Raw genomic sequence first — 6,209 nt, forward strand, 5'->3', positions numbered from 1 at the left:
AACAAAATACCGATAGAAATTCCTAAACTCTTTAACATGTCATAGTCTATCCCCGCCATTGAAAAAGCCATGACAAATGAACCAAAAGACATTCTAAAATACCTTCTCTCTTTTTACGATATATTTTTTGCAGAATTACATTTTCATATAATAACTGCTTAAACAAAATTTTTAAATACAACTATAGTCTTAGATTAGAAGAAATTAAAAGGATGAAGACCGATGCCTCCATCCTTTTTGCCATATGATTAATTTTGTTTTAACGAATCGTTTTATTTTCAATCCTTTTTAAAATACCCATTGGAAGATACATAATGAAAAAAACAATCAATGCAGCAACCTCAAGATAAACATAATACATGATCCCAGTGCCGAAAAAGGTGAGGATCGTTTTTGCATCGGTCGGACTCGCTAAGTAAAAAAAGTTCGTGCCAAGCTGTAGATTTAAAAAAAAGATAGGAACGGCAATCATATTAACGGTTAGGAAACTAAATAAAATAGCTTTCATCGGAACTCTGTACCCTTCATAAAGGATAAAATAAAACGCAGCTAACGGAATGACTGAATGGTGAAGGAAATATTCGATATAGCGGAAATGAGGGAATGTATAGGGCATTTCAGGTGTAACCATTGCTAAAATGGGAGGTAATGTGCCAAAGAAATACAACAAATAAAACACGTATCTATTCTTTTTCAAGAATAAAAACATCGCCAAGAACGAACTTATGGAACAAAGTTGCAAAGGAAGGTTACTCACATCCCATTGCTTGGTGAGTATTAACCATAATTGCAAAGAAAACTCACATGTTGGCAAAAGGATGAACAGAGTCCATTTAATGAACTGTTGGTATTTCTTCTGTTGATTTCTGAAATACACTAACGCACCACATGCAGCAAAGAATAGTCCTAACGTAACAATGTGGACTGTAGAAAACATCTCAAATCTCTGCATTCCTGTAGCAGAAAACATGATGCCGTCACACCTCTCACTGTACATTGAAATGCTGTTTTATTAAATTGTATTCAAATACGTTATAAACGGACCGATTTTATTTACCTGCTTCAATTAGTTTAATTAAAGGAAAAATTAAACAGAAATTCAACTATTATCAAGCATATTTAATGCAATTTTCATACCGTAAAAGTATGATAAAATCGTTCACTAAAATGCGGAGGTTAGAAACTATGAATCCCAAATATGCGCACCTCTTCCAGCCAATTATCTTGCGGAGCGGAATTCAATTGGATAATCGTGTCGTCATGGCACCGATGACCAATTGGTCTGCAAATTCAGACGGTACGGTTTCAGATGAGGAAGTAGCATACTATCGCCGTCGTTCAAATGGAGTCGGAATGGTTGTCACAGCTTGTGCAAATGTCACTGCTAACGGAAAAGGATTTCATGGTGAATTTGGAAGCGATCGTGATGACTTGATTCCAAGTTTACGCCGACTTGCTTCAGTCATTAAAGAAAATGGTGCAAAAGCAGTCCTGCAAATTTTCCATGGCGGCAGGATGTGCCCGCCAGAGTTAGTTCCAAATGGAGATATTGTTAGTGCTAGTGCTGTTCCGGCAGAACAAGGGACAATATCTCATCCAGTTCCTCGCGCTTTAACTGAGACAGAAATTCAATCGATAATTCGTGATTTTGGCGAGTCCACCCGGAGAGCGATCCAAGCTGGATTTGATGGGGTTGAATTACATGGAGCCAATGGATATTTAATTCAGCAGTTCTTTTCACCACATTCCAATCGACGTGAAGATCAGTACGGCGGCAGTTTGGAAAAACGATTATCATTTCCAATTGCAGTTGTAGATGAATTGAAAAAGGTAGTAGCTGAACATGCGAAGCAACCATTCCTCGTTGGATATAGATTCTCTCCAGAGGAACCAGAAACACCTGGTATTACAATGGCAGATACACTTGCCTTAGTAGATGTTTTGGCAAGTAAAGGGCTTGATTACCTTCATGTTTCCTTACAGGAGTTCTGGTCAACTCCAAGACGCGGTGTTGAGGATTCCCGTTCTCGCCTTGAAATCATTCAGGAGAGAGTTGGAGAACGTGTTCCAGTAATTGGTGTAGGCTCAATTTACACAGCAGACGATGCTTTAAAAGCGATTCAAACTGGCGTTTCAATGATTGCAATCGGACGAGAGCTTATTATTGACCCAGATTGGGTTGATAAGGTTAGACAAGGAAAAGAGTCTGAAATTGTAACAAAACTAAAGAAAGACGCTCAATCTCGACTTGTTTTGCCAGATCCACTTTGGCAAAAGATTGTCAACAGACCTGGGTGGTTTCCAATTGAAGATTAAAAAAAGACAAAGAACTCCCAAATCGAAACCTAGTGTTTCCATTTGGGAGTTTCTTAATTGAACAACTAAAGCATTTCTGTTGAAATGTTCATTCAAATCTTTTCACATTGTTTTAATAATTTCTCCGTCTGTTCAAGTACTAAGAACAATTCTTCCCAAGAGTTTTGAGTAGTCAAGTTCTGGGAATGCGCCAAGTTGTTTCGTAAACCTTCTAATTGTTTAAAGTACGATTTCCCTTTGCTCTTTGATTCAATCCCCAAAAGTTCCCGTAATGGACTCTCATTCAGGACGATGTCTCGTTTATCGCAAATCTGTAAACAATCACATAATTGAATGGCTTCATTCCGTGACTTTCTAAGAGAAAATAATTCCTCAGCTATTTGAATTCGATGGTGACTTAAATGTTTTTTCCAGGTATCCTCAGGGAAAAAATTATTAATAATCCGATAAAGGTGCATCTCTAACAAAGAAATCAACCCAAATAATAACATTCGAATCGGAGGTTTCTGGAGATCCGCCAGCGTTACCACTTTTGTAACGCTATTCCCTTCTAGTATAAATACTCTATCTTTCTCTTTTAAGAAAAATAACGTATCGATCAGTGGTGTTGATTCCGAGACGAGTTCCGTCGGACTAAAACTTCGATAATACTCCTGACAGATTCCTTCCTTTAATTCATTTCTTATAACATACCCGATGACCACTCCATGATCTTCTACACCCATAACATCATAGTCTTTAGTATCCATCAGGTTTTTAATATGTAGAGCATCATCATTAAGATGACAAGTATCCATAGTTTCTGAAATACTGTTCACCGTAATGTTTTGCTCGTACAAAGACCGAAGATTTTTATACGAACTTACTTTATCACTGTGTTTTTTTGAAAGTAATGTCAAATAATTCTCCTCCCAGTAAGCTTTTCTTGATGACCTTTAACTTTAGATTTAAGAAAAAATACACCAATATTGGTGTATTTTCCGCTTAATTTAATCCAAATTCCTTTATTTTGTTATACAATGTCCCTCTTGAAATCCCTAACAGGTTAGCCGCTGCACTTTTATTTCCATACGTTTTTCTTAATGCTTCCTCAATCTCTAAGACTTCAGGATTTAATATCACATCTTCCGGTTGAACGATATCCCCTTTTTGGCTGGTATTTTGTTTCGCAATCAGCTTACTTTTCAAATTTTCGGGTAAAAGTTCATCGGTAATAACGGATTGGTCAGAAAGGAGAACCAAGCGTTCGATTGTGTTTCTAAGCTCACGGATGTTTCCTGGCCAGTCATAGTTCACCAACTGGTTCATGGTTTCAGAAGAGATCTCTGGTACAGGCTTTTTATATTTAGAACTGAATTCTTGAATAAAATTCTTTGCATTTGCAATGATATCCTCTTTTCTGCTTCTTAATGGCGGGATATCGATGGTAATGACGGATAAATGAAAATAAAGCTGCTCGCTAAAATTTCCTTGTTTCACGAGAATCTCAATCGATTCTGAGGTGGAAGTAATAATTCGTGTTGGCGAGGTAATTTTCTCTACCCCACCCACACGGTAAAAACTATGATCGACCATATAATTTAATAGTTTCCCTTGAATCGGAAGCGGCATCTTATCAATATCTTCTATGAATAATGTCCCTTCTACTGCTTGCTCAATCCGTCCGATTTGTAAGGTTTGCGGTTCCGCGGTATAAGTTTCCTTTTGAAAACCGAAAAGTTCAATTTCTAACAAGGCAGGAGGGATGACCGAACAGTTTAGGGTGATAAAAGGACCCTCGGCTTTAGTGCCTCCATAATGAATCGCTTGTGCCAGCATCTCCTTTCCAGATCCAGATTCACCGGTTAAATGGATGGGGATATCAGCATGAGCAACCTTTTGCGCAATCTTCAAGGATTCCTGAAATTTAGAATTCCTGCTTACCATAGTTGAAAAGGGATTCGACTTTTGAACAAGTAAGGATGAGTTTGAATCCAATTCTTCGTTAAGCCGGATAATATTCGTGATATTTTGTTCAGTCGCGACGCCGCCAATGATTTTATTTTCGATCATAATTGGTGAAGCATTTATGAGAACGTGAGTATCCCGATCAGGTCGATGATATTGCCCTCTAACTGGTCGTCCTTCATTTAAAATGCGGTGGAGGATAATCGATTCATCACGAAAGTGTTCCCCTATTTTTTTTCCGAGGATGTACTCTTTTTTAATCTTATAGGTTTCTTCTGCCGTTGTATTCCAATAGACGACATGTCCTGCTTGATCGACCGCTGTAACCGATTCATTAATCGTCTCTGCTAAGGTCTGAAAATAAGCAGAAATTTGGCGATTTTCTTCTTCTAGCATTTCCATCCGTTTTTCAACTGGAAGAACACCAATAATTCCCTTTTCGTTTTGAACAAGAACCGGTCTGCGCCAATCAACATCGGGATCAACTACATTGTCATTGGAAATCACGGTTGATTTCAGCCAATGGAGCTGTTCGAGCCACTCAATAATGGGGATGGAGTCGTCGCCTAAGGCCATCAGGCTGTTTTCATAATTCGAAATAATAAAGTATGTTCCACCTGATACAATAACAAAATGGTACTCGTTCAGTTTCTTTTTTATTTCTAGTAATGGTATATGTTGATTTACAATTGTAAAGGAGTCATCCAGTATCAATTGAGCACTTTTGAACATACTAAAATCCTTTCATGCCTTTTTTTTCACTGTAACATAAATTGAACGTCTATTCTAGCAAACCAGCCCTTTTAAGTGCGATATAACCTTAGGGCTAATGAACATGAATAAAAAAAGCTGAACCCGCCTGTTCATTCGGGTCTCAGCTTTTTCATAATCATATACTTTAAAACCAATGCCCATCTTTTAGGTCAAAAAGGGTCAGGCCGAGTGTTTGTATTGGTCAAATTCTCTTTGTAATTGCTCACTTGGTTCCGGAGTCATCAAACTGACAATCCAGATGGCAGCCAAGCCTACAATAAATCCTGGGATGATTTCGTATAAACTATTTTTTAAGACTGGGATACTCGCCCAAATGATAACCGTTACGGCACCGCCAATCATTCCGGCAAGAGCCCCCCATCTGTTCATCCGTTTCCAGTAGAGACTCAGCAGGATGACAGGGCCAAAAGCGGCTCCAAATCCAGCCCAAGCGTATCCGACAAGAGATAAAATGGTTCCATTTTTATCAAAGGCAATGACAACAGCAATGATCGAAACGACTAGCACTGATAGTCTGCTGATCAACATGAGTTCTTTATCTGTAGCTGAACGGCGGAAGAACGTCTTATACACATCTTCAGTCAGCGAGCTTGCGGTTACAAGAAGCTGGGAAGAAATCGTGCTCATGACGGCTGCTAATAATGCGGCCAGTAAAAATCCAGTAATTAATGGATGAAATAAAATTCTACTAAGTTCAATAAAGACGGTTTCAGGATCTGCTAGTGTGAGTCCTTGTTTAGAATAAAAGGCCAAACCGATAAAACCAGTAAACATCGCACCGCCGACAGAAAAAATCATCCATCCCATACCAATCTGTCTTGCTTTCTTAATTTCTTTCACGGACGAAATCGCCATAAAGCGGACAATGATATGCGGCTGGCCAAAGTAACCCAAGCCCCATGCCATCAAGGAAACAATTCCTAACACGGTAGTACCTTTAAATATATCGAATAACTTCGGATCGATGCCCTTTATTTCCTGGAATGCTGGACCAATTCCGCCTACTTCCATGATGGTCACAACTGGGACTAAAATAAGAGCGGTTACCATAATTAAACCTTGTACAAAATCGGTCCAGCTCACCGCCAAAAATCCGCCAAATAAAGTATAAGCAATTACGACAGCAGCGATAATCCAAAGTCCTGCCTGGTAATGCAAATTAAAGGTTGATT

The 6,209-nt window shown here is 38.7% G+C and carries 5 protein-coding genes; 1 reads left to right on the forward strand and 4 read right to left on the reverse strand.

Translation table 11 applies throughout. The features are described from left to right. Nucleotides 1-259: 259 nt before the first annotated feature. Entirely contained in the window at nucleotides 260-970 is a 711-nt protein-coding gene (locus V7659_RS18515; RefSeq protein WP_335541275.1) for a YwaF family protein, read from the reverse strand. Between the two features lie 215 nt (nucleotides 971-1,185). Here V7659_RS18515 and V7659_RS18520 point away from each other — a divergent pair, with 215 nt between their 5' ends. After that, complete coding sequence (locus V7659_RS18520) at nucleotides 1,186-2,316, forward strand: NADH-dependent flavin oxidoreductase (RefSeq protein WP_335541276.1); 1,131 nt, start codon at nucleotides 1,186-1,188, stop codon at nucleotides 2,314-2,316. Nucleotides 2,317-2,408: 92 nt separating this feature from the next. Here the strand turns inward: V7659_RS18520 and V7659_RS18525 are convergent, their stop codons facing one another. The 3 genes from V7659_RS18525 to V7659_RS18535 all read right to left on the reverse strand — a co-directional run. Further along, a complete protein-coding gene (locus V7659_RS18525) occupies nucleotides 2,409-3,215 on the reverse strand; it encodes a hypothetical protein (protein ID WP_335541278.1) in 807 nt (268 codons plus the stop codon). 85 nt (nucleotides 3,216-3,300) lie between these two features. Continuing rightward, nucleotides 3,301-4,995 (reverse strand): sigma-54 interaction domain-containing protein, encoded by a 1,695-nt coding sequence (locus V7659_RS18530; RefSeq protein ID WP_335541279.1) that lies wholly within the window; start codon nucleotides 4,993-4,995, stop codon nucleotides 3,301-3,303. Nucleotides 4,996-5,196: 201 nt separating this feature from the next. Beyond that, on the reverse strand, nucleotides 5,197-6,209 hold a 1,013-nt coding region (locus tag V7659_RS18535; RefSeq protein WP_335541281.1), incomplete at its 5' end, for a sodium:solute symporter family transporter.

This window comes from Neobacillus drentensis (genome assembly GCF_036966985.1).
Lineage (GTDB): Bacteria > Bacillota > Bacilli > Bacillales > Cytobacillaceae > Neobacillus > Neobacillus drentensis_E.

Coding starts and splice junctions, on each gene's coding strand:
- V7659_RS18515 (WP_335541275.1), bottom strand. CDS start 970: ATGTTTTCTGCTACAGGAATGCAGAGATTTGAGATGTTTTCTACAGTC.
- V7659_RS18520 (WP_335541276.1), top strand. CDS start 1,186: ATGAATCCCAAATATGCGCACCTCTTCCAGCCAATTATCTTGCGGAGC.
- V7659_RS18530 (WP_335541279.1), bottom strand. CDS start 4,995: ATGTTCAAAAGTGCTCAATTGATACTGGATGACTCCTTTACAATTGTA.